The organism is Nocardia sp. bgisy118 (genome assembly GCF_057708605.1).
This window is the reverse complement of sequence record NZ_JBYISM010000005.1, coordinates 164,820-187,010: the sequence shown is the minus strand read 5'-3', so window position 1 is coordinate 187,010 and position 22,191 is coordinate 164,820. Positions and strand designations below refer to the sequence as shown.

Here is a 22,191-nt window from a genome sequence, read left to right as displayed (position 1 = left end):
GCCGCCGTGTTGCCGGCGCGGTGCCGCAACGCGACGGCCGAGTCGCAGGCCGGGGGCGGAAAGGAGCCGTGACCAGGATGGACTGCGCGATATCCTGAGCACGGCACGAAGCAGGACCGGCGCATGGGCGAAAACGATTCGTTGAAGACACAGCGCGCCGTGATCCCCGAGATCACGGCGGAGCTGGCGGCGGTCGGATTCGCAGACGCGCACGAGATCGGGCGCGGCGGATTCGGGGTGGTGTATCGGTGCACCCAGGTCGCTTTGGACCGGACGGTGGCGATCAAGGTGCTCACCGCCGACCTGGACGAGGGGAATCAGGAGCGGTTCGTCCGGGAACAGCGGGCGATGGGCAGGCTGACCGGGCACCCCAATATCGCGGAGGTGCTCGAGGTCGGCACCACCGCCACGTCCGGGCTGCCCTATCTGGTGATGCCCTACTACCCGCAGCATTCTCTCGACGCCCGTGTCCGCAGTCACGGTCCCCTGTCGGTCGAGGAGGTGCTTCGTCTGGGGGTCAAGCTCGCCGGGGCTCTCGAGACCGCACATCGGCTCGGCATCCTGCACCGCGACGTCAAACCCGGCAACATCTTGATCACCGATTACGGTGAGCCGGCGCTGACCGATTTCGGCATCGCGCGAATTCCCGACGGGTTCCACACCGCGACCGGCACGGTCGCCGGTTCACCCGCGTTCACCGCACCGGAGGTACTGGGCGGTGCGGCACCCACCCCCGCCGCCGACGTGTACGGACTCGGCGCGACATTGTTCGCCACGCTGACCGGGCACGCGGCGTTCGAGCGACGCAGCGGCGAGCAGGTGGTGGCGCAATTCGTGCGGATCACCACTCAGCCGCTGCCCAACCTGCGCGAGCACGGCATCGATGACGACCTCGCGCAGGTGATCGAACATGCCATGGCCCGCACCTCCGAACAACGGCCCTCCGCGGCGGCATTGGGTGAGCAACTGCAACGACTGCAGGCCGGACGCGGGTTGCCGGTCGACGAGATAGCCGTGCGGGCCGAAGCAGATGGGGGGCGGCCCGAGAGCGCTCCGGTTTCCTTGATTCCGCCGACCACCGGTCGCTCGCCGGTTCTGGGTCCTGTGCCGTCCGCTTCGTCGGTCAGCGCAAAAGCGCCTCATCCACTCGAGCTGACGAGCTTTGTCGGCCGCCGAGTCGAACTGGCCGAGGTCAAGAGTCTGCTGGCACGCTCCCGGCTGGTGACGTTGACCGGGATCGGTGGGGTCGGCAAGACCCGACTGGCGACGCGGGTCGCCACCGGGGCGCAACGGGATTTCGCCGACGGGGTGTGGCTGGTCGAGCTCGCCGAGCTGCACGACGGCGGCCTGCTGCCGGAGGTGATCGCCACGGCTCTGGAATTGCGACCACGCCGACGGCTGGTTCTCGAGGTGCTGGTCGACCACCTGGCGTCACGGCGGCTGCTGCTGGTGCTGGACAACTGCGAACAAATCGTCGATGCCGCGGCGAAGGTTGCCGAGACCTTGCTGCGGGCGTGCCCGGCACTGCGGATCCTCACCACCAGCCGCGAGCCCCTTGGCATCGGCGGGGAGTCCGTCCTACGCGTGCGACCGCTGACCGTTCCCGATCCGGATCGGCGGCCGACACTGCGCGGTGCGCCTCGCTACGACGCGGTCACCCTGTTCGTCGCGCGGGCCGCCGCGGCCGTGCCAGGCTTCGCCCTCACCGAGGACAACCTCGCGACGGTGACCGAGATCTGCCGCCGCCTCGACGGGCTGCCCTTGGCGATCGAGCTGGCCGCAGCCCGGCTGCGAGCGTTGTCACCCGAGCAGATCCGGCAACGCCTCACCGATCGATATGCGCTGTTGACCCGCGGCAGCCGCACCGCGCCGAGCCGTCAGCAGACCCTGCGGTGGTGCATCGACTGGAGTTACTCGCTGTGCACCAAGGCCGAACAAGCGGTGTGGGCCCAGCTCTCGGTGTTCGCAGGCAGCTTCGAACTCGACGCGGCCGAACAGGTCTGCCGAGACGACCTCGGCGACGAGAACCTGCTCGACGTGCTGACCGCCCTGGTCGACAAATCCATCCTGATCAGGGAGGAGTCGGGTCCGGCGGTGCGGTTCCGGCTGCTCGAGACGGTACGCGAATACGGCCGCGACAAACTCGACGAAACTGGTGAATACACGAAACTCCGACGCCGACATACGGATTGGTACCGGCAACTGGCCGAAGACGCCGAGGCAGATTGGATCAGCCCCCGCCAGCTCGACTGGATCGCCCGCCTCGACCGCGAGCAACCCAACCTGCGCGAGGCGTTGGCCTTCTGCCTCGACGACACCGAAGCGAAATCCGAGGCCGCGCTGTCGTTCGCGGCGGCCCTGCAGCTGTTCTGGCTCCCCCGCGGCCAGCTCGGTGAGGAGCGGCGCTGGCTCGACCGCGCCCTTGCCACCGGTCCCGCTGCCGCCACTCCGCTACGCGCCAAGGCACTGTGGCGCGCTGCGCTGGTCACTGCGGCCCAAGACGATTCCCGTGCGCTGTCCGCCCTGCTCGTGCAGGCGCAGAGGCTCGCCGAACAGACCGAGCACCCGATCGTGCACGCCTTCGCGGAGCTCACCCAAGCCATCCGCGCGGTCAGCAGCGGCGGCCCTCCGCCCGTACGCGCCCCTCTCGAAGCCGCCCTCGGATCGTTCACCGCGCAGGGTGACGTCTACGGACAGATATGGACCCTCATCGCGCTCTGCTGGACGCAGGAACTGCAGAGAGATGGCGCGGCACCTCGTCCGTACCACGAGAAGGCGCTGGCGATCGCCGAATCTCACGGCGATTCCCTCCATCGTTCCTATGTCCTGTGGGGCGCGGCCGTGGCCGCGTGGCGCCAGGCCGACCGCGATCGTGCGCTGGCGCTGCTACGGCAGGAATTGCAGCTGACCAGGCAGCAAAAAGATCAATTGATGGGCGGCATAGCCCTGGAGATACTCGCGTGGGTTGTGGGAAGCCAGGGCAGTGTGCGGCGCGCCGCCGTGCTGCTGGGCGCTGCGACAGCACAGTCTCGGTCGACCGGCATCGCCACCGTGCCGTTTGCGACCCTGATGGTCCACCACGACGAGTGCGAACGAGTGGCGCGTCACGAGCTCGGTCGGCGAGCATTCGAGACCGCCTTCCGTGAAGGGGCCGCGCTGGACCTCGACGCCGCGATCGGCTACGCCCTGGGAGAGCAACCGCAGGCAACGGCTGCCGGCCCCTCGGCGGAGCTGACCGCCCGGGAACAGGAGGTGGCAGGCCTGATCGCCGACGGCCTCACCAACAAGGCCATCGCCACCCGCCTGAGCATCTCCCTGCGCACCGCGCAGGGACACGTCGAACACATCCTGACCAAACTCGGATTCACCTCACGCGCCCAGATCGCCGCCTGGGTCGCCGAGCGGAGCTAGCCGGTCATCGGCGAACCGTCTACGTCCAGGTCTGCGCGATCGGCTCATTCCATCGCGGCCTTGGCCTTCGGCCAGATGCGGACCAGATCGATCAGGTGCGCGAGTTCGGCGTCGAAATCGTGCGCGACCACCGGCAATGACGATGGCGCCCCGGTGCCGGCGGGCGGTAGGCCCGCCTTTCTGGCCTGCGCCGCCCGTATCAGCCGATGGGCGTAATCGGTGAGCTCTCGGTCCGATTCGGGCTCTCGCACGGTATTGCGTTGCGTTTCACCGGTTTCGGCCGGGAGGTAAGCGCCTAGGTGGAGCATTGCGTCGCGGATCTCCACGGTCATCCGCAGTAGGCGGGTGGCTGGATCCGAGCCGTGCCGCGCATCGACGGGCATGACGATCTCCGGGACCGCCGCGGTGAGATCACGCCACAGCGGCAACAGTCGACGGCAGGTTCTGGTGGCGCGATCCATACCCGCGCGCAGCACCAGCTCCGCGATCAGCGGTATCGCGTGCAGTGTCGCATTGATCGCGACCCACAGGGCGAACGCGGCATGGACCAGCGACAGTTGCGGTCCGCCGGGCCATCCGGTGGCCAGCTGGGAAAGCGAGAGTGCCAGCGCGCCCCAGAGAACGACATTGCTGGCGATCAGGACGCCACACACGATCCGCGCCGCGCGCGGGGTATCGACATCGCGGAGTACGCCGAGACACGCGCGAGTGAGCACGACCGTGTTGTACGTGACGGCGAAGGCGCAACCGATGACCAGTCCAACCCCCGCGAGGCGCAGGTCGACCGATCGTCCCGAGTATCTCGCCGATGCCACGGCAAGGACTGTCGAGGCCGTCACGGCCGAGGCGAGCAGAGCGGCGTTGCGCTGGTGGCGCCATACGGCATCCGGCTCGGCATCGGCGCTGACGATCCGACCGATGCTGTACTGGTATGTGGTGATCATGAGAACGCCGCCCAGGGCAAGCTGATTCGCCGGGTCGTCGATGGTCGGCGTCGATGCGCACCGGTATACCAGCAGGGTCGCGATGCTCCACAGGCCCGTGTGGTTCACGAGCCGATCCATAACAGCGCCGCCGCCGCCGAGCCATAACCGAACCGACAGGAGAACCGTGACGTAGCCGATCACCGCCCAGGCCAGGACTCCCGGTATCGGTGACGACATCGACGCATCCTCTTGGTCCGGCGGAACTCGTGCCCGGTCGGAGGATACTGCCGCCTCGGGTGCACAACCACGCGGCGCCGGATCACCTATACCCGGCAACCATTGACCTGTCTTGGATTTCATCCGATCGACGGTGCTCGGCGGTTGCGATCGCTCGGATACTTGCGGGCAGTGCGCCACTCGGTGGCCTTCGACACGGCAGCCGAGGTCGAAGCGGAGGTGCGGACGCATGTTGCGGCACGCCGATCCGGCGATGACTCAGCGCAAGTACATGGCTCGCGGGCGGGTGCACCATGACGCTGCGGTGGTGATCCACAGTGCGGTCATGGGCGGGCTCGGTCACCGTGAGCAGGACAGCGACGGTGCAGGACAGATTTCGACTTTTGAGAGACTTTCCGGCGCTATTCGCGGTCTGGAAACGAATTCGGCCCCCGACCGTGTACGCTAAGCGCTGGTCAGGGGCCGTTCTCGGCTCCCCCATCTGGACTCGAACCAGAAACCTGCCGATTAACAGTCGGCTGCTCTGCCAATTGAGCTATAGGGGACTATTCTGGGCGGCTCTCCCGTACTGGGCGGGCCGAGGTGAAACTTTAGCGTATTGCCGGGCGGGTTCCCAAATCGCGCGCCTACCTGGGGTGATGCCGGGGTGCGTGTGGGGCGGGTGGGGTATCAGGTGTCTCGTGGGTAACTCGGTGCCGGATCGACAGGCGGACCGGGCGTCGGGCAGGATGGTAGCCGCGCACAGGCGATTGGGAGGAGCTCGAGGAATGCTGCGGTTGATCATCGGCGTCGCGGCCGGTTACGTGCTCGGCAGTAAGGCCGGGCGGGCTCGCTACGAACAGATCAGCGCGGCCACACGCGCGGTCACCTCGAGTCCGGTGACCCGAAAGCTGGTGCAGGTGGGGCGGCAGCGACTGTCGGACAAGTTGAGCACCCGTCCGCAGCTGGAGCCGATGGTGCCGTTGGACGAGCGCACCACCGTGCTCGTGCCGCACGATCAGCTGCGGCGCCGCTGAGCGACGCGAGCGTAGAGCGAACAGACGCCGCCGACCACGACTGCGATCGGGTCGGCGGTCATCGTCCCGAGCCCAGCCATACTCATCAGCGCCCCGAGCCGCGCTCGTCGATCAGCGGGCAACAGTAGGGCCGCCACCTCGGGAGCGTCTAGCTCTGAGTGACAGACCCGCGATCACCCAGCGGCGAAATCGTCGGAGTTACCCATCGCCTGAGCTTCCAGGCTCTTTCGGTACTGCTCCAGCGCGACAAGATCACCGAACAGCGCCATGTAGGCGTCGGTCTGTTCGGTGGCGGACAGCCGTTGCAGCTTGGATTTCAGCGTCGCGATCTGACGGCCGACCCACGCCTCCTGGGCGCGGGCGAGCACGCCGGTGATGAAGCGCGGGATGTCGTCGACGGTCTTCACCGGCAGCGGCTCGTTGGCGAGTTCGGAGACCAGGGCGCGCAGGGTGAGGTCGTCGGTGGCGTCGGTGACGGCGTTGACCCATTCCGCGCCGCTCAGTCCGGCGGACGCGCCACCCGCTTCGGCGACCATGGTGCGGACCGCGACGTAGGCGGGGTGGGTGAACGCCTCGGTCTCCAGCGCGTCGAACACCGTGCCCGCGATCGCCGGGTATTGCAAAGCGGCGCAGAGGACTTGGCGTTGCGGCAGCAGCACCGGGTCGTTCGGGTTGGGGCGGGCGGCAGGGTGCTCGGTGACCTTGGCGGTCGGCGCGGGGGCTTCAGCGCGGCGCGGCCCACCGAGACGATTGCGCTTGGCTTCCTCGCCGACGCGGCGCACCACGGTCTGGATGTCGTCCCAGCCGACCCAGCCCGCGAGGCGGGTGGCGTAGGCCTTGCGGGTGGCGTTGTCCTTGATCTGCGCGACCACGGGGACGGCGCGGCGTAGCGCTTCCACCTGGCCTTCGACCGCGTCCAGGTTGTGTTCGGCGAGCAGGCCGCGAATCACGAACTCGTACAGCGGGGTTCGCCGCGCGATCAGGTCGCGGACCGCGCCGTCGCCGGAGCGCTGGCGTAGCTCGCACGGGTCCTGCCCGTCGGGCGCGACGGCGATGTAGGTCTGGCCCGCCAGCTTCTGATCGCCCGCGAAGGCCTTCAGCGCGGCCGCCTGACCCGCCGCGTCGCCGTCGAAGGTGTAGATGATCTCGCCGCGCCAGAAGTTGTCGTCCATCAGCAGGCGGCGCAGGATCGCCATGTGCTCGTCGCCGAAGGCGGTGCCGCAGGAGGCGACGGCGGTTTTCACGCCGGCGAGGTGCATGGCCATCACGTCGGTGTAGCCCTCGACCACGACGGCCTGGCGGCCCTTGGCGATCTCGCGCTTGGCGTGATCGAGGCCGAACAGCACCTGAGACTTCTTGTACAGCAACGTTTCCGGCGTGTTCACGTACTTGCCGGGCATGGTGTCGTCGTCGAAGAGCTTGCGGGCGCCGAAGCCGATGACCTCGCCGCCGAGATTGCGGATCGGCCACAGCAGGCGGCGGTGGAAGCGGTCGATGGGGCCGCGTTTGCCCTGCTTGGACAGGCCCGCGGCCTCCAACTCCTTGAAATCGAAGCCCTTGCGGAGCAGGTACTTGGTGAGCGCGTCCCAGCCGTCCGGGGCGTAGCCGCAGCCGAACTGGAGGGCCGCGTTGCCGTCGAAGTTGCGGTCGGTGAGGTATTTGCGCGCCGCCTCGGCCTCCGGCTCGCGCAGCCGGGCCATGTAGAACTCGTGCGCGGCGGCGTTGGCGGCGACCAGGCGGGCACGGGTGCCTCGATCGCGCTGCACCGAGGTGCCGCCGCCCTCGTAGTTGATCTGGTAGCCGATCCGGTCGGCCATCTGCTCGACGGCCTCGACGAAGCCGATGTGCTCGATCTTCTGCAGGAACTTGTAGACGTCCCCGCCCTCGCCGCACCCGAAGCAGTGGAAAAGGCCGTGATTGGGCCGCACGTGGAACGACGGCGACTTCTCGTCGTGGAACGGACAAAGCCCCTTCATGGAGTCCGCGCCCGCACGCTTCAACGCGACGTACTCCCCCACCACGTCTTCGATCCGGACGCGTTCGCGTATTGCCGCGATATCGCGATCAGGGAGTCGTCCGGCCACGCGACGAGTCTAGCCAGTCCGGCGACTACCGAGGCAGCGGCACCGGTTCTCCGGAACGGCGCGCTTCAGGGGTCGATCACACGGACGTCGAACTGCGACCGAACCCCGGCGCGGACCAGCGAGGCAATGACGTAATGACGCAATGATTACGTCAACAGCCGAAATAGTCGGCGAGGCGTTCGAAGCGGCTTTCGGTGTAGGAGGCGATCTGGTCGACGATGACGCGGATCTCGGCGGTCGGGGTGGTGGCGGCGTGCCACCACGGGAGGAGTTGGGGGTCGAGGTGGCGGGGGGCTTCGGTGTGCAGGCGGGCGGCTACGGCGAGGATGCGTTCACGCTGGGCGGCTTGGCGGCGCCGGTGGTCGGGGTCGGACATGACGTAGCGAAGGGCGACGGTTTTGAGCATGGCCACTTCGGCGGCGGCGACCGGCGGGATCTCGAGGTCGGCGGCGTAGCGGGACAGCGGTTGGGGGCCCGCGACGGCGCGGGTGGCCATGATGGCGGCCGTGGCGAAACGGCCGACGAGCTCGCTGGTGAGTCGTTTCAGGGCGACCGAGGCGGTGAGGGTGCCGTCGTAGCGGAAGACCGCGGCGACCACCGGCAGTTCCGACAGACGCTGGGCGGCCTGGATCAGCTCGTCGGTGGTGAGGCTGCCGTGCTGGGCGTGGCCCATGCGGGCGAGCTCGCACTGTTCGGACGGGTCGGCGAGGGCGCGCAGGTCGATACGGCCCGCGATGATGCCGTCCTCGACGTCGTGCACCGAGTAGGCGACGTCGTCGGACCAGTCCATGATCTGGCATTCCAGGCTGCGCCTGCGATCCGGCGCGCCCTTGCGTATCCACGCCAGCCGGTCCAGGTCGATATCGTAGGCGCCGAACTTCGTGCCGGATCCCGTTCTGCCCCACGGGTATTTGATCGCCGCGTCGAGGGCGGCGCGGGTCAGGTTGAGCCCGGCGCTCGCGCCGTCGGAGGTGAGCACCTTGGGTTCGAGGCGGGTCAGGATGCGCAGGTTCTGCGCGTTGCCCTCGAATCCGCCGTGCGCGTCGGCGAATTGATCGAGGGCCATCTCGCCGTTGTGGCCGTAGGGCGGGTGGCCGATGTCGTGTGCGAGCCCGGCCAGGTCGACCAGGTCGGGATCGCAGCGCAGACCGTCGGCGATGCTGCGGCCGATCTGGGCGACCTCCAGCGAGTGGGTGAGCCTGGTGCGCGGGGTGTCGCCGTCGCGCGGGCCCATCACCTGGGTCTTGTCCGCGAGCCTGCGCAGCGCCGCGGAGTGCAGGACACGGGCGCGATCGCGGGCGAACTCGGTGCGGTGGCCGTTCTCGAACTCGCTGCGGGGCGGGGCGAGGCCGGCGGTCTTGGCGCCCTCGGCGGCCATCCGTTCCCGGTCGTGGTCGGTGTAGCTGTCCATCGAGTCACTGACCCGCGGTGTAGGGGAAGTCGGCGGAGAAATGCGTCAGCTGGTACCACAGCAGCGCGAAGGTCTCCCTGGCGATGCCGTGCGCCTGGGATTCGCGGGTGTAGACGGCGGGACCGGTGCGGGTGGGCGCGGTCCACGCGTGCAGCCCGGCATCGCGCGCCATGGTGCGGGTGCGCAGCGAATGCCACGGGTCGCTGACCAGCACGGCGGAGGACATGTCGCGCGCCTTCATGGCCAGGGCGACGGCCTCGACGCTGCGCAGCGTGTCCGAGCCGGTCTCGACGGCGAGGATGCGGTCGGCCGGTACGCCGCGCCGCTGGAGATAGTTCTTGCCGGAGGCGGCCTCGGTGTAGAGATCGCCCTCCTGCTTACCGCCGACGGTGATCACCCATGGCGCGATACCCGCCTCGAACAGTTGATACGCCTGGTCCAGGCGAGCCTCGAACACCGAGGACGGTGTGCCCGAATACTGTGCGGCGCCGAGTACGACGATCGCGTCGGCCTTGGTGTAGTCGTCGATCCGCGCGACCTGCCAGACCCGAAAAGCGGTGCCGCCGACCAACACCAGGCTCATCAGCACCGCGGCGATCAGGATCCGCCGGGTCCAGCGCACCACCCCGGCTCCGGCCCCGCGCACGAGGCCGGATTCGTGCGCCGAGGCCGGCGTGCTGCGCTGAGGTGCCGAAATCACTTCACCAAGTCTGCCAGGTCACCCCGACTCCTCGCCGACCTGCGCACGGGGTGTGGCCGCATCGATACGCGAAGGAATCCGCCCGGCGGCCCGCATCCGGCGCGGCTGCGCCGACCGGGAAACGAAGCCGCCCGACCAGGCCACCGCGAATCGCGCTGCCGCCCGGACGAATCCGCACTCACCTGCCGACACGAGGCGAACGACAGCGTCGTCCCGCAGGTGACAGTCCTCACTTCGTCCGGTCGACGAGATCGATGAGAGCGGGCCGTTCGGCCGGCTCGAGCAGTTCGCCGATGGCGTGCAGCGTGCGCCGCGCCGCCGGCGTGGTCGCCTGGTCGAGCAGCGCGCCGACCACGGAGCCGTCGCCCTTGCTCAACCGGTCGGCGATCGAGCGTAAGTGACGCTCGTCCACCTCGGACAACACGGTGAGCAGCTCGACCACCGCTTCGTCCCGGGTCCCCACGGTGAGCAACCGGTCCAGGCCCGCCTCGTCGAGATCGTCGAGGAACTCGGCGCCGAGCTCGCGGCGCAGCTCCGGCTCCAGCCGGGACAGCACCGAGATCCCGGCGATCAGAGTCTCGTCCGAGCCGGCCGACGCGGCCCGGACGATGGCGCCGCGACGCGCCGGGGGCAGCACCCGGACGACGTCCTCGAGCCGATCGGCCGACGGTGTCAGCGCGGCGGTGCGCAGCAACCCTTCGTCGTCGGCGATGCCGCGCTCGAAGCCGCGGATCAGTTCGTCGGTGGCGTGCTCGAGGAACCGCGACGCGGTGACGTAGTCGCGCCTGCGCAGCAGCTCGTTGGCGGTGGGCACCAGCACCGCCGCGGGCACCCGAGGGGCGAGCACCGGAATGACCCGCGGATCCAGATAGGGCGCCGCGTCGGCGAGGTACTCCGGTGTGAGTTCGCCGAGCATCCCCGCCGCCCGGTCGGGATGGTCGAGCCCGAGCGCTCCCCCGGCCCTGCCGCCGACCTCGGCGGGCACCGCTTGGAGCGCCACCTTGGCGGCCAGCGCGTTGGGCATCAGCGGTGCGAGCTTGCTCACCCTGGCGAAGGTGGCCGCGTGCGCGTCGAAGAGCCGGTCGGAGATGCGCTCCCGCAGTTCGCGCAGGTTCTGTGCGCCGAGGCGGGTCAGCGCGGCGAGGTCGGCGGCGTCGGCGTTCAGCGTCTGGGCCAGCATGTCCAGCTGGCCACGCGTCAGCAGATCGGTCATCGTCGCCTACCTTCCGAACAGAATCTTGCGCGCCGGGATGCGCACGAGCCGGGGCAGCACGTCGAAGGCCGCGTCGATGGCCGCGTCGAGGCTGTGCCGCTGCTGTTGTTCGGCGCGGCGCAACAGGGTCAGCAGGGTCGTCGCCTCCTCGTCGGTGAGCTGGTCGAGAATTTCGCGCGGCTCGGCCAGTTCGGCGAGCAACTCGCTTTTCGGGTCGGTCATCCCGGTACGGGCTCCTGAGTGTCGGAAAAGAGTTGGCTGATCGGGTATTCGGAGTCAGGCGCTGCGGCGTTCGGTCCGCTGCCACAGCGTGCGATCGAGAAACCCGCCGATCTCCGCGACGGCGTGGGCGGCTTCCGGCACGATCGAGGCGGCCGCCTGGAAAACGTGCACCTGTCCAGGCCAGATGTGCAGTTCGCAGGGCACGCCGTGCTCGGCGAGGCGAGCGGCCATGAGTTCTGCGTCGGGGTAGACGAATTCGCTGGAACTGGCCTGAATCAGGGTGGGCGGCAGCCCGGCCAGATCGGCGTGCGCGGGCGACACCAAAGGCGTTGCGCCACGGGTGCGCTCGGCGAGTATGCCGAGCATCGGCACCGCGCGGACCGGGAAGACCGCGCAGACGCCACCGGTGGGCGCCGCGAGCTTGGCGGTGTGGTCCCAGTCGGTCATCGGGGACATGGCGACGATCGCGGCGGGCATCGGCAGACCCTGGTCGCGAATCTCCAGCGCGGTCACGAAAACGAGGTAGCCGCCTGCGGAATCGCCCATCAACGTGATGTTCTCCGGCGCGACGCCCATCTCGAGTGCGTGCCGGTATCCGTCGACGCAATCCGAAACCGCCTCGGCAATCCCGTATTTGGGCATCTTGCGATAACCGACCGCGAGGATTCGAGCCGAGAGCAGGTCGGCGAAGCGGCCGATCATCTGATGGTGCAGCGCCCGGTTCCCGATGAGGAACGCACCGCCGTGCAGGTAGAGCACGAAGCGGGAGTCGTCGACGACGCGCGGAGTGGTGAGTTCGGCCGCGCAGTGCGGCAGGGCGATACGCTGCCGGACCAGTCCGGGCGTGGTGCGCAACACGCGCCCGAGGTGGTCGACCGCATCGTACGGCCACGGCAGATCGGGGTAGCGCGACCAGAGCGCGAGGAAAGGGCGCACGGAGTACCGGATGACCGCGTCGAGCAGCCGGGAGCGGCGACTACCGCCCGGAAAATCGGTGCGCAGCGGATTCGGTTGGGGGCGTTGGGCGGAACGGTCCACGTCGACCGAGTTCATGGTGACAGCCCTTCTCGTACGTTGTGATCGTGTCACAAGTATCGGCAACCGTCTGAGTCGGTGTCACTGCATTGATACGAGAATACGACCCGCCGCATTAGTCACGCGGAACGAACCGCCGTCAATTCGAGTCGATGGTCGCACTCGCGGCGGGCGGGTAGAGCCGGTAGACCATCAACGCCGCGGACAACAGCCTGGATTCGCTGGGATCGGAGGGATCGAAGCCGGTCAGCTCGGCGACGCGGCGCAGGCGATAACTGAAGCTGTTGGGGTGCAGATGCACGTCGGCCGCCGCCGCCTTGCGATCGGAACCGTGCCGGATGTGCGCGTCGAGCGCCTCGAGCAGGTGGGGATACGGCTCGAGCGGAACGATGCGTTGCGCCAGTCGATCTCGCGACCGTCCCGGACGGGTCAGCTGGTATTCCAGCATCAGGTCGTCGAGCACGTAGCTGCCCGTCGGGAGACCGAGGGCCCTGGCGAGATCGCCGAGTTCGGCGGCCTCGCCCGCTGCGGCCGCCAGCTCGCTGCGCGGCACCGATCCGGCGTCGATCACGACGACGGCGTCGCCGAGGCGGGTCGCCAGCCCCGCGCCCAGCTCCGCGTACGGAGCGTTGATCGAAGGGTCGGCGGCCGTCGGGAGCAGCGCGATACCGGTCGTGCCGTCGAAGGTGTTCAGCGCGGTGGTTCCGGCGAGCGTGTCGAGTGTCTGCTGCACCAGCCGGATTCGGCGGCGGGCCATCACGGCGTCCACCATCGGACCCGCCTGACTGAACGCGACGACCTGGATCGCGAGGATGTCGTAGCGATCGGCCAGGGTGATGTCGGCGCGCGCGGCCAGTTCGGCCGTCTCGACACCGCGCAGCAAGGCGGCGCACAGCAGCCTGCGGGCCTCCCGTTCGCTGCCGTAGATGGACTGCTCCACGTCGCTGTGCGTCTCGGTGATCGACACGGTCAGATTGGCCAGCAGGTCCAGCAGCAGGTCGGAGAAGGCCAACAGATCGGACAGGTCGTCCGGCTCGGCGAGCGACCCTGCCTTCGCCCAGAGGTGCCGCATACCTCCGAACAACGCCAAGAGCAAGGCCCGCAACGGAATTCGGTCTTCGGCGTGCCTCCGCACCACCGGAACGACAAGCTCGGCGACTTCCTCGGGAGTGCAGGACCGTCCCTCGTCGAGCGCTTCGAGGAACAGCCCGGCGCCCGCGACGATCGCGGGAATCACCTCGTCGGTGAAATGCCCGTCGGGCAACCCCTCGGCGCCCGGGATCGCCGCGATCCCGGCATCGAGCAACTCGGTGAACAGATCGGTGAGACGCGGGAGAAGCCGGTTGATGATCGGAGCATCGACCGACAGGCGGGGCTGCACGGCGGACATGGCGGCATTGTGACCGCGCGGGCTGGCTGCGGCAAGATATGTCGCCGCGCCGGAAGCCCTGGGCCGCGGTGCTAGAGCGCCGCGTAGACCGCGGCGATCAGGTCGTAGGCGCGGCGGTCGCCCGCGAGGCCTTCGCGGCGCAGGTTCGGGATGAACGCCAGTGCGAGGTCGTGTTCCAGGTCGCCGAAGCCGACCGAGCCGCCCGCGCCGGGATGGCCGAACGCGGTCGCCCGTGCGCTCTTCGGGAGCAGGAAGTTCAGCGACGGACGCATGTAGCCGAGCCCGAAAGCGCTGTCCAGGGACAGGACTTCGTCCGCGCCGCGCACCCGTTCGCGCACGGCGTCGCGCAGCGTCTCGGCGCGCAGCAGGTCGCCGCGGATCAGGTCGCGGTAGAAACGGGCCAGCGCGCGCGGTGTGGTCACCATGCCGGATCCGGGCCAGCCGCCCGCGAGCACGGTCGGATCGTTGTAGGAGCCGGTGGGGTTCGTCGACCCGCGCATCAGCAGCGAGTCGGGATCCCGATACGACTCGGCCAGTCGCCGGACCGCGGTGTTGTCGGGCAGATCCTCTGTCCGCCACTCCATTTCAGTGGCAGGTGGAAAGCCGAGGCGGGCGGCGTTCGCGATCTCGCCCTGGCCCGCCCAGAGTTCCGCGCCGAAATGCTCCCTCACGAACTCCGGGACGGTCCGGCCGGTGCGCCTGCGCACCAACTCGCCGACCAGCCAGCCGAAGGTGAGCGCGTGATAGCCGTGCTTGGCGCCGGGCTCCCACACCGGGATCTGCCCCGCGAGTTCGGCGGCCATGGCGGCGGGATCGGCCGCATCGAACTTCGTCAGCGGCCGTTCGAAGGCGGGCAGGCCCGCGCGATGGGTCAGCAGGTCCTCGACGGTGACCGCGTGCTTGCCGTGCGCGGCGAATTCCGGCCACCAGCGGCGCACCGGCTGCTCCGGTCCGGTCCCCTCGCGCTCCATGACCAGCAGCGCGGCCGTGGCGGTGACCGCTTTGGTGCAGGAGAAAGCGACGCACGGCGTGTCCGCCAGCCAAGGGCGCCCGCTGCGCTCGTCGGCCACCCCGCCCCACAGATCCACCACCGGCCGTCCGCCCGCGAACACCGCCACCGCCGCGCCCCGGTTCTGCCCGTCGGCGAAGCTCGCCGCGAACACCTCCCCCACCTCGCGAAAGGCGGGGTCGCAGGTCCCGGCGATGGAATCCGTCACTCAGGAATTAGAACATGTTTCAGTTCGACTGTCACCAGCCGCGTTCGCGCCACTCCCCTAGATGCGGGCGCTCCGCGCCGAGGGTGGTGTCGTCGCCGTGGCCGGGGTAGACGACGGTGTCGTCGTCGTAGCGGTCGAAGAGCTTGGTGGTGACGTCGGTGTAGAGGGAGGTGAAAGCTTCGGGGCTGTTGGTCTTTCCGACGCCGCCGGGGAAGAGGCTGTCGCCGGTGAAGAGGTGGATGCGGCCGGGTTCCTCGGGGAGGGCGAGGGCGATGGAGCCCGGGGTGTGGCCGCTGAGGTGGATGGCGGCGAGGATGAGGTCGCCGATCTCGACGATGTCGCCATCGGCGAGGAGGCGGTCGGGGGTGACGGGCAGCGGGTCGGCGTCGAGCCGATGAGCTGCGGTGGGGACGTCGAGTTCGGCGGCGACCTCCTTCAGCGCCCACCAGTGATCGGGATGCTGGTGGGTGGTGACGATCAGGCGGACCTTGCCGGGCGCTTCCTGGGCGATGAGCTCCAGGATGCGGTCGGGTTCGTTGGCGGCGTCGATGAGGAGCGCGGCGCCGGTGGCGGCACACTGCACGAGGTAGACGTTGTTGTCCATCGCACCGACGGACATTTTGATGACGCGCGCGCCGTCGAGGTCGCGCTGCTGCGGGTTCGATCCCGCGGACACGTGTCCGGTGTAGGGGCGGTCGATCGTGATCACGCCACGATGCTATCCACTGATTCGGCGGTAACCGGGGATAGATTCGTGGAATGCCGTCGCAGCCGAATCGTCGCGCCCGCCGGACCGCCCCGGTGGTGGCCTGCCTCCTGCTGCTGGTCACGGCGCTGCTCGGCGCGCCGACCGCGGCGGCGGAGCCGCCGAGCCGCATGGACACCTACGTCGTCGACAGCGCGGGCGCGTTGGACAGTGCTCAGCTGGACAGCGTGCGGGCCGCGGTGGACCGTCTCTACGACGACCGGCAGATCCGGCTGTGGATCGCCTACGCCCGCGATTTCGACGGGCTCGGCCCGGAGGCGTGGGCCGAAAGGACCGCCGCCGCATCGGGATTCGGCACCCGAGATCTGCTGCTGGCAGTCGCCACCGCCTCGCGCGACTACTGGTTCTACGGCGAGCTGCCGGTCGGGGTCAGCGACAGCGAGCTCGAGGAACTGCTGACTCGCAGGGTCGAGCCCGCACTGCGCGACAGCGACTGGGCCGCCGCGGGGATCGCGACCGCCGACGGCCTGAACTCGGCGATGAGCGCGGGCGGGGTCGGCTTCCGCACGCTGCTGATCCTGGCGCTCGTCGTCGCGGTCGCGGTGGGCGCGCTGCTGCTGTACACGCGCACACGCCGCCGCGATCGGCAGCGGGCCGAGCTGGACACCGCGCGGCGGGTGGACCCCGGCGACAGCACCGCCCTCGCCGCGCTTCCGCTGGAGGCGCTGCACGCGCGTTCCCGTGAGGTGCTCGTCGAGATCGACAACGCGGTACGTACCAGCGGCGAGGAATTGGAGTTGGCCGTCGGCGAATTCGGCGCGACGGCCGCGGCGCCGTTCACCACCGCGCTGAACGACGCGAAGGCCGCGGCCGCCAGGGCGTTCACCCTCCGTCAGCGGCTCGACGACGACATTCCGGAGACCGCCGACGAGCAGCGCCGTCTGCTGATCGAGCTGATCGGCGCCGTGGGCCGCGCGGATCGCGAACTCGACGGGCGAGTCGCCGAATTCGACGCGATGCGCGACCTGCTGATCGACGCGCCGGGCCGGTTGGACGCGCTGACCAGGGGCCTGGTCGACCTCACCGGCCGGGTGCCCGCGTCGGAGGCGGAACTGGCCCGGCTGAGCGCCGCGCATCCGGCGAGCGTGCTCGCCCCCATTCGGGACAACACGGCGATGGCGCGCGAACGTATCTCGTTCGCCGAACAGAACATCGACGCCGGACGCGAAGCCATGGCGCTGCCGGTCGGCAAGCAGGGCGGCGCGGTCGGCGCGATCAGGGCCGCCGAGGGGGCCATCGGTCAGGCGCGCACGCTGCTGGACGCGGTCGACAACGCGGCGACCGACATCCAGCAGGCCCGCGACGGCCTGCCCGCGGTGCTGGACGAACTGCGCAAGGACATCGCCACCGCCACCGAACTCGCCGCGTTCGGCGGCCCGGAACTGGCCACCGCGACCGCCTCGGCGCGGCAGGCTCTCGACAAGGCATCCGCCATGGCCGACGCCGATCCGCTGGACGCCTTTCACGGCGCGGTGGCCGCAGACGGCGATCTGGATCGGGCCATCGCCGCCGCCACCGATCGCAAGCTTGCCGCCGAGGATCTGCGCCGCCGCCTCGACCAGGCGCTCACCGATGCGGGCGCCAGGGTGCGCGCGGCGGGTGAGTTCGTCACCACGCGCCGCGGCGGCATCGACGCCACCGCACGCACCCGGCTCTCCGAGGCGCAGCGGAATCTCGATGCGGCGCAACGGCTCGCGGCCACCGACCCCGGTCAGGCGCTGCGGCACGCGCAGGCGGCGGCCGAGCTGGCGGGTCGCGCGCTCCAAGAGGCGCAGGCCAGCGTGCGCGCCTGGGAGTCGAACAGGCCGCCCTCGGGCGGTGCGCAGGCGGGCGCGGTGCTCGGCGGCATCCTGCTGGAGGGCTTGCTGCGCGGCGCGGCGGGCGGGATGCGGCACGGCTCGGGCGGCGGGTATCGGCCCGGCTCCTACGGTGGGTCCAGCGGGTCGCGGCGGGTCAGCCGGGGCGGGCGGTTCTGAATACCGCGCGCGGCGCTTGACCCTGACACCGTGTGAGGCCGTAAACCGGAGGCGTCATGTTCAGTATCGGAGATTTCGCCAGACACGGACGGGTGTCGGTGCGCATGCTGCGCCACTACGACGGCATCGGGCTGCTGCGGCCCGACGTGGTCGACCCGGCAACCGGCTATCGGTCCTACGCGGCGGGCCAGCTCGCCCGGCTCAACCGGATCGTCGCGCTGAAGGAGCTCGGCTTCACCTTGGAACAGGTGCGCCGGATCCTCGACGACGAGGTGGGCGGCGCGGAACTGCGCGGCATGCTCACGCTGCGCCGCGCGGAACTGGAGCAGCGCATCGCGACGGACCGGGACCGGCTCGTCCAGGTCGAGGCGAGACTCCGCGTCATCGAGAAGGAGGGCGCCATGCCCGTGCACGATGTGGTCGTCAAGTCCGTCCCTGCCGTCCGGGTCGCCGAATTGACCGGCGAGGCGGGCGATTTCGAGCCGCGGTCGATCGGTCCCGTGGTGGGCCCACTGTTCGAGGAGTTGTGCGCACGGCTGGAGCGCGCGGGGGTCGAACCCGTCGGGCCCGGCATCGCCTATTACGACGAGCGCCCCGACGGTTCGGTGCTGGTGCACGCCGCGCTGCCGGTCGCCACGGAACCCGGTGCGGGACACGACTTCTCGATCGTCGATCTGCCCGCGATCGATCGGGCCGCGACCGTGGTGCACCGCGGCAGCATGAACGAAGTGCTGGAACCCTGGCAGGCGCTCGGCCGGTGGATCGACGCCAACGGTTACCGTTCGCACGGCCCTGCGCGCGAGGTGACCCTGGAGTTCACCGAGGACCCGAGCGGGTGGGTCACGGAGTTGCAGGAGCCGATCGCGCGCCGGTGAAGCGCACCCGGAGCCGCTGCGGTGCAAGCGCTTTCGAGCCGAATCCAGCGGCGTGAACAGCTTGGGCGCCTGTCGACAGGACCCGTCCCCGCTCCGCGCGACCCTCAGATCTGCATCGCGCGGCGCTGGGACCGGTCGGCCGGCTAGCAGCGGAAGCCACCCCCGCTCGGCGTGACGCTCGCTCAGACCTGCACGGTGACGGTGTGAATGCCGGTGGGTCCCGCGGGGAACGGCGCGCGGGTGGCGCTTTCCTGTACCTGTCCGGAGCGGCTGATGGTGCGGGCGCGCAGCGTGTGCGTGCCGGGTGGGAGCTCGAGGGTGGTGCGCCAGCGGCGCCAGGCGGCGGGGGCCAGTTCGGTGCCGAGATCGACCGGGCGCCATGTGCTGTCGTCGACGCTGAGCTCCACCGCCGCCACGCCGTGCGGCGGGGCCCAGGCGACGCCCGCGACGGTGAGCGTGCCCGAGATCGTGCGTCCCGGGGCGGCGGTGTCGATGCGGGCGTGTGGCTCGACCCACAGCAGATCGGTCGGCCAACCGCGCCGTACCCAGTAATCGGTGTGGCTGTCGTCGGCGAGCTCCAGCTCGGACAGCCATTTCGCGCCGGTGTACTGGCCGTAGAGTCCGGGCACGAAGACGCGGGCCGGGAAGCCGTGCTCGGGCGGCAGCGGCGCACCGTTCATGCCGATCACCAGGTAGCCGGGCAGCTCTCCGGTGCGCAACGGCTCGACCGGCAGCGAGATGGTGTAGCCGTCCACGGCGCGGGTCACCAGGCGGGTGGCGGCGGGCTCCGGAATGGCGTGCTTCAGCAGGTGCGCCAGCGGCACGCCGAACCAGCGCGCGTTGCCCGCCCTGCCCTGCCCGGCCCGGTTGTGCACGCAGACCATGACCGCGTCGAATTCCACCGCGTCGGCGGCCAATTCGGCCAGCGAAAGCCGCAGCGGGTGGGCGACCATGCCGGTCACGGCCAGCCGCCACCGGTCCGGATCGATGCGCGGCGGGCGCAGGTTCACGTCGGCGACGTAGAACCGGCCCGCCGTGGTGATCAGCGAGGAGAGACCTGGCTCGTCGAGGCCGTCGTCCGGCACCAAGCCGATGCCGCCCAGCGGGCCGACGTTTCGAATCGCGCTGTCGCGCACGCGATCACGATCGCGGTGCAGGGTCCGCGCGGCGGCGAGCAATCCCGCGCCCGCCGCCGTCCACGCCAGCGCGCCGAACAACCCGCCCGGCCGCTTGCCCAACCCGGCCGCCAGCACCGCGCCCGCCGCCGACGCGCCTGCGGCCGTGGACGGGGACCGGGTCGATCTGCGCAGCGCCAGCGCCGCCGCACCCGCCCCGAACGCCGCCGCGGCCGGTGTCCGAAGCCGGGGCGGCAGCGCGCCGAGCACAGTGGTCGCGGCGATCGCACCCGCGCCGACTCCGAGCCGGGTGATCTCTTTGTCGTGCCGACCCGACAGCGCGACGGTGGCCTCTACAACCGGCACGGGCGCGGTGTCGATCAGGCCCCGGCCGACGGTGTCGATCAGCGACCCGCCCCCGGCGGCCGCGATCGCCTCCCCCAGCCCCAGCGCGGCCACCCCGACCGCGGCCGCCCCGAGGCCGCTCTTTCCGTTCGTCCGCACTGTCCGAAACACCCGCTTCCGCCGCATCGTCATCGATGTTCTCCCCCAGCATTGTCCACGAAATCGCGGACACGGCCAGCCCGTCGGCCCGCTCGGATCACGCGTCGATCGACACCGCGGCCAACTGGGCGAGTTCGCGGCCGACGGCGTCCGGTAGTCGCGCCGCGAGCTGACCGCCGCCGAGCACGCCGACGCAGAGCCGGTCGGCGAAGGTGTAGACGAGGAACGTGACGGCCGCCGACGGTCCGGCCGACGGGCGCGGGTGGGCGGAGAGGTAGACGATCTCGTAATCGGTGAGTGTGAGTTCCTGCGGGGTGCGGAAGCGGGGCACCCTGCCGGTGTTGGTCACCGCGATGTGCCCGGCGAGCGAGTGAATCGCGGTGGGCCCGAAGAACTCCGGGAAGTGCAGCACCGACTGCTGCACGATGCCCTCGGCCAGGTCGTGGCTCAGCCGCGCCGAAATGCGTTGCGCCAGTTCGACGACGTCCGTGGCGGACGTGATGTCGGCGGCGAACGCGGCCAGGCCCGCCATGTTGGTGCCGTCGGCGGCAGCCACCGGCGGAGTCAGTCGCGAGCGCATGTCGACGGGATACACGCAGCGCAGCGGCAGGGCGTCGCCCGGCCCCGCAACGCGCGCATCCGAATCTCCGGGCACCGAATCGACTGGCCCCGAGGCAGTTTCGGCATACGCCCGCAGCAGTGCGGCCGTGACCAACCCGTTGACGGTGACGCCGTGGCGACGGCTCAGCTCCACGATCCGCGCGGTCGCCTCCGGCCCGAGGATCGTCCGCTCCGGCCGGGCCAGCGAAGCGGGAGCGGGAGTCGCCGGATCGGGCGGCAGGATCGGCGCGTGCGGCAGCGGCCGGGACGCGGCTTCCAGACCCGACACCGCCGACCTGGGAATACCATGCCGTGCGGCGTACCACTCCAGCGGACGCGGAAAGTCTTGCGGCACACTGTCATTCGCCGCGCCGGACACCTCGTCGGTGTAGCGGTCCCACAGCGCGACGAGCAGCGCCACGCAGTGGCCCGCGTCCGCGACGGCGTGGTGCGCGTACAGCGTCACGCGCGCGCGGGCGTCCTCGATCACCACGTCGAGATAGGCGAGCTGAACCGACGGATCGAGCGTCCCGTCCGGCAGCCGGACGGTCGCGGTGTCACCGGCGCGGACCCACACCCCCACCGCGTCGCCCGCCGGGCGCAGCAGATGACCGGTCCCGTCGGCGTCCTCACCGATGCGGCAGGCGAGGATCGGATGGGTGCGCAGCAGTGCGCCGAATGCGCTTCGCAACACGGCGATGTCGAGCTTTCCCTCGACCAGAACGGAGCGACCGGTGTAGGTCGCGTGCCGCACGAAACGCTGCTCGGACGGCGCGAGCACTCGCACCGTGTCGTCCACTGTCCACCACACACGCCCAGCGTGCGGCACCGCCGGGTCCCGCGCAAACCGAACAGTACGGAAGACTGAGAGACATGAGTCTCGCGGCACATCTGGAGGACATCGGTGGCCCGCTGGTCGCGGCGCAGCGCGCGCACCCGACGGTGGCGGGCATCGCCGCGGGCGACCTGCCCGAGCCGGTGTTCCGGTCGTGGCTCGAGCAGGACTACCTGTTCCTGCTCGACTACGTGCGGGTGTTCAGCAGGCTGGCCTGGCAGGCGCCCGCCGCGCATCTCGGCGACTTGGTCGACCTGGCGCACGCCACCTTCCACAACGAACTCGCCCTGCACCGCTCGCTGGCCGCCGAGTTCGGCGCCGATCTCGACGGCGCGGTCAAGGGCGGCCCGTGCGCGAACTACGCCGCTTTTCTGTTGGACTCGGCCGCGAACTACGGCGAAGGTCTGGCCGCGCTCTACCCGTGCATGTGGGGTTACTCCACGCTCGGCGCGCAGCTGGCCGTCGACCCGCCCGCCGAGCCACGTTATCGGCGCTGGGTGGATACCTACGCCGATCCCGGCTTCGCCGCGCTGACCCGCCGCTGCGCCGAGATGCTCGACGAGTCCGGCGTCGATCCCGGGCGCGCCGAGCTCCTCTTCCGCGAAGGCATGCGCCACGAGCTGGCATTCTGGGACGTGCCGCTCGACTGACGGGATCG

General features: G+C 70.1%; 18 protein-coding genes and 1 tRNA gene. 6 read left to right on the top strand and 13 right to left on the bottom strand.

Annotated features, from left to right (window positions below; translation table 11 throughout):
- Nucleotides 1-123 precede the first annotated feature (123 nt).
- Nucleotides 124-3,411, top strand: a complete 3,288-nt coding sequence (locus tag AC3EO7_RS08440) for a protein kinase domain-containing protein (protein WP_435590897.1) — start codon at nt 124-126, stop codon at nt 3,409-3,411.
- A gap of 44 nt (nt 3,412-3,455) precedes the next feature.
- Here the strand turns inward: AC3EO7_RS08440 and AC3EO7_RS08435 are convergent, their stop codons facing one another.
- On the bottom strand, nt 3,456-4,574 hold the full coding sequence (locus AC3EO7_RS08435) for an MAB_1171c family putative transporter (protein ID WP_435590896.1): 1,119 nt from the start codon (nt 4,572-4,574) through the stop codon (nt 3,456-3,458).
- A 229-nt stretch (nt 4,575-4,803) separates the two neighbouring features.
- Between AC3EO7_RS08435 and AC3EO7_RS08430 the strand changes: the two genes are divergently transcribed.
- Entirely contained in the window at nt 4,804-5,022 is a 219-nt protein-coding gene (locus AC3EO7_RS08430) for a hypothetical protein (protein ID WP_431962951.1), read from the top strand.
- A 24-nt stretch (nt 5,023-5,046) separates the two neighbouring features.
- On the opposite strand, the gene AC3EO7_RS08425 is transcribed toward AC3EO7_RS08430, so the two are convergent.
- A tRNA-Asn gene (locus tag AC3EO7_RS08425) sits at nt 5,047-5,119 on the bottom strand.
- A 222-nt stretch (nt 5,120-5,341) separates the two neighbouring features.
- On the opposite strand from AC3EO7_RS08425, the gene AC3EO7_RS08420 reads away from it, so the two are divergent.
- Complete coding sequence (locus AC3EO7_RS08420; protein ID WP_431962949.1) at nt 5,342-5,590, top strand: hypothetical protein; 249 nt, start codon at nt 5,342-5,344, stop codon at nt 5,588-5,590.
- 173 nt (nt 5,591-5,763) lie between these two features.
- On the opposite strand, the gene dnaG is transcribed toward AC3EO7_RS08420, so the two are convergent.
- From dnaG to AC3EO7_RS08375, 9 genes are all read right to left on the bottom strand, one after another.
- The gene (gene dnaG, locus AC3EO7_RS08415; protein ID WP_431962947.1) at nt 5,764-7,674 is read right to left on the bottom strand and encodes a DNA primase; all 1,911 of its coding nucleotides are present in this window, start codon (nt 7,672-7,674) and stop codon (nt 5,764-5,766) included.
- 151 nt (nt 7,675-7,825) lie between these two features.
- On the bottom strand, nt 7,826-9,085 hold the full coding sequence (locus tag AC3EO7_RS08410) for a deoxyguanosinetriphosphate triphosphohydrolase (RefSeq protein ID WP_431962945.1): 1,260 nt from the start codon (nt 9,083-9,085) through the stop codon (nt 7,826-7,828).
- A 4-nt stretch (nt 9,086-9,089) separates the two neighbouring features.
- Nucleotides 9,090-9,785: a YdcF family protein gene (locus AC3EO7_RS08405; RefSeq protein ID WP_431962943.1), complete on the bottom strand. Its 696-nt coding sequence runs from the start codon at nt 9,783-9,785 to the stop codon at nt 9,090-9,092.
- 229 nt (nt 9,786-10,014) lie between these two features.
- A complete protein-coding gene (locus tag AC3EO7_RS08400) occupies nt 10,015-10,998 on the bottom strand; it encodes a hypothetical protein (protein ID WP_435590895.1) in 984 nt (327 codons plus the stop codon).
- Nucleotides 10,999-11,004: 6 nt separating this feature from the next.
- Nucleotides 11,005-11,220, bottom strand: a complete 216-nt coding sequence (locus AC3EO7_RS08395) for a hypothetical protein (RefSeq protein ID WP_435590894.1) — start codon at nt 11,218-11,220, stop codon at nt 11,005-11,007.
- 54 nt (nt 11,221-11,274) lie between these two features.
- Nucleotides 11,275-12,273, bottom strand: a complete 999-nt coding sequence (locus AC3EO7_RS08390) for an alpha/beta hydrolase (RefSeq protein WP_431962937.1) — start codon at nt 12,271-12,273, stop codon at nt 11,275-11,277.
- 121 nt (nt 12,274-12,394) lie between these two features.
- Entirely contained in the window at nt 12,395-13,645 is a 1,251-nt protein-coding gene (locus AC3EO7_RS08385) for a PucR family transcriptional regulator (RefSeq protein ID WP_435590893.1), read from the bottom strand.
- A 71-nt stretch (nt 13,646-13,716) separates the two neighbouring features.
- Nucleotides 13,717-14,862, bottom strand: a complete 1,146-nt coding sequence (locus AC3EO7_RS08380) for a serine hydrolase domain-containing protein (protein WP_431962933.1) — start codon at nt 14,860-14,862, stop codon at nt 13,717-13,719.
- Between the two features lie 31 nt (nt 14,863-14,893).
- Nucleotides 14,894-15,571 carry an MBL fold metallo-hydrolase gene (locus AC3EO7_RS08375; protein ID WP_431962931.1) on the bottom strand — a complete coding sequence of 226 codons (678 nt, stop codon included), beginning with the start codon at nt 15,569-15,571 and terminating at the stop codon, nt 14,894-14,896.
- Between the two features lie 50 nt (nt 15,572-15,621).
- On the opposite strand from AC3EO7_RS08375, the gene AC3EO7_RS08370 reads away from it, so the two are divergent.
- Nucleotides 15,622-17,604 (top strand): TPM domain-containing protein, encoded by a 1,983-nt coding sequence (locus AC3EO7_RS08370; protein ID WP_435590892.1) that lies wholly within the window; start codon nt 15,622-15,624, stop codon nt 17,602-17,604.
- Between the two features lie 56 nt (nt 17,605-17,660).
- Nucleotides 17,661-18,479 (top strand): MerR family transcriptional regulator, encoded by an 819-nt coding sequence (locus tag AC3EO7_RS08365; RefSeq protein ID WP_435590891.1) that lies wholly within the window; start codon nt 17,661-17,663, stop codon nt 18,477-18,479.
- Between the two features lie 182 nt (nt 18,480-18,661).
- Here the strand turns inward: AC3EO7_RS08365 and AC3EO7_RS08360 are convergent, their stop codons facing one another.
- Together AC3EO7_RS08360 and AC3EO7_RS08355 are read right to left on the bottom strand one after the other, a co-directional pair.
- Nucleotides 18,662-20,131 (bottom strand): molybdopterin-dependent oxidoreductase, encoded by a 1,470-nt coding sequence (locus tag AC3EO7_RS08360; protein ID WP_431962925.1) that lies wholly within the window; start codon nt 20,129-20,131, stop codon nt 18,662-18,664.
- 64 nt (nt 20,132-20,195) lie between these two features.
- Complete coding sequence (locus tag AC3EO7_RS08355; RefSeq protein ID WP_431962923.1) at nt 20,196-21,509, bottom strand: phthiocerol/phthiodiolone dimycocerosyl transferase family protein; 1,314 nt, start codon at nt 21,507-21,509, stop codon at nt 20,196-20,198.
- 62 nt (nt 21,510-21,571) lie between these two features.
- Between AC3EO7_RS08355 and AC3EO7_RS08350 the strand changes: the two genes are divergently transcribed.
- Nucleotides 21,572-22,183 carry a TenA family protein gene (locus AC3EO7_RS08350; RefSeq protein ID WP_431962921.1) on the top strand — a complete coding sequence of 204 codons (612 nt, stop codon included), beginning with the start codon at nt 21,572-21,574 and terminating at the stop codon, nt 22,181-22,183.
- Nucleotides 22,184-22,191 lie beyond the last annotated feature (8 nt).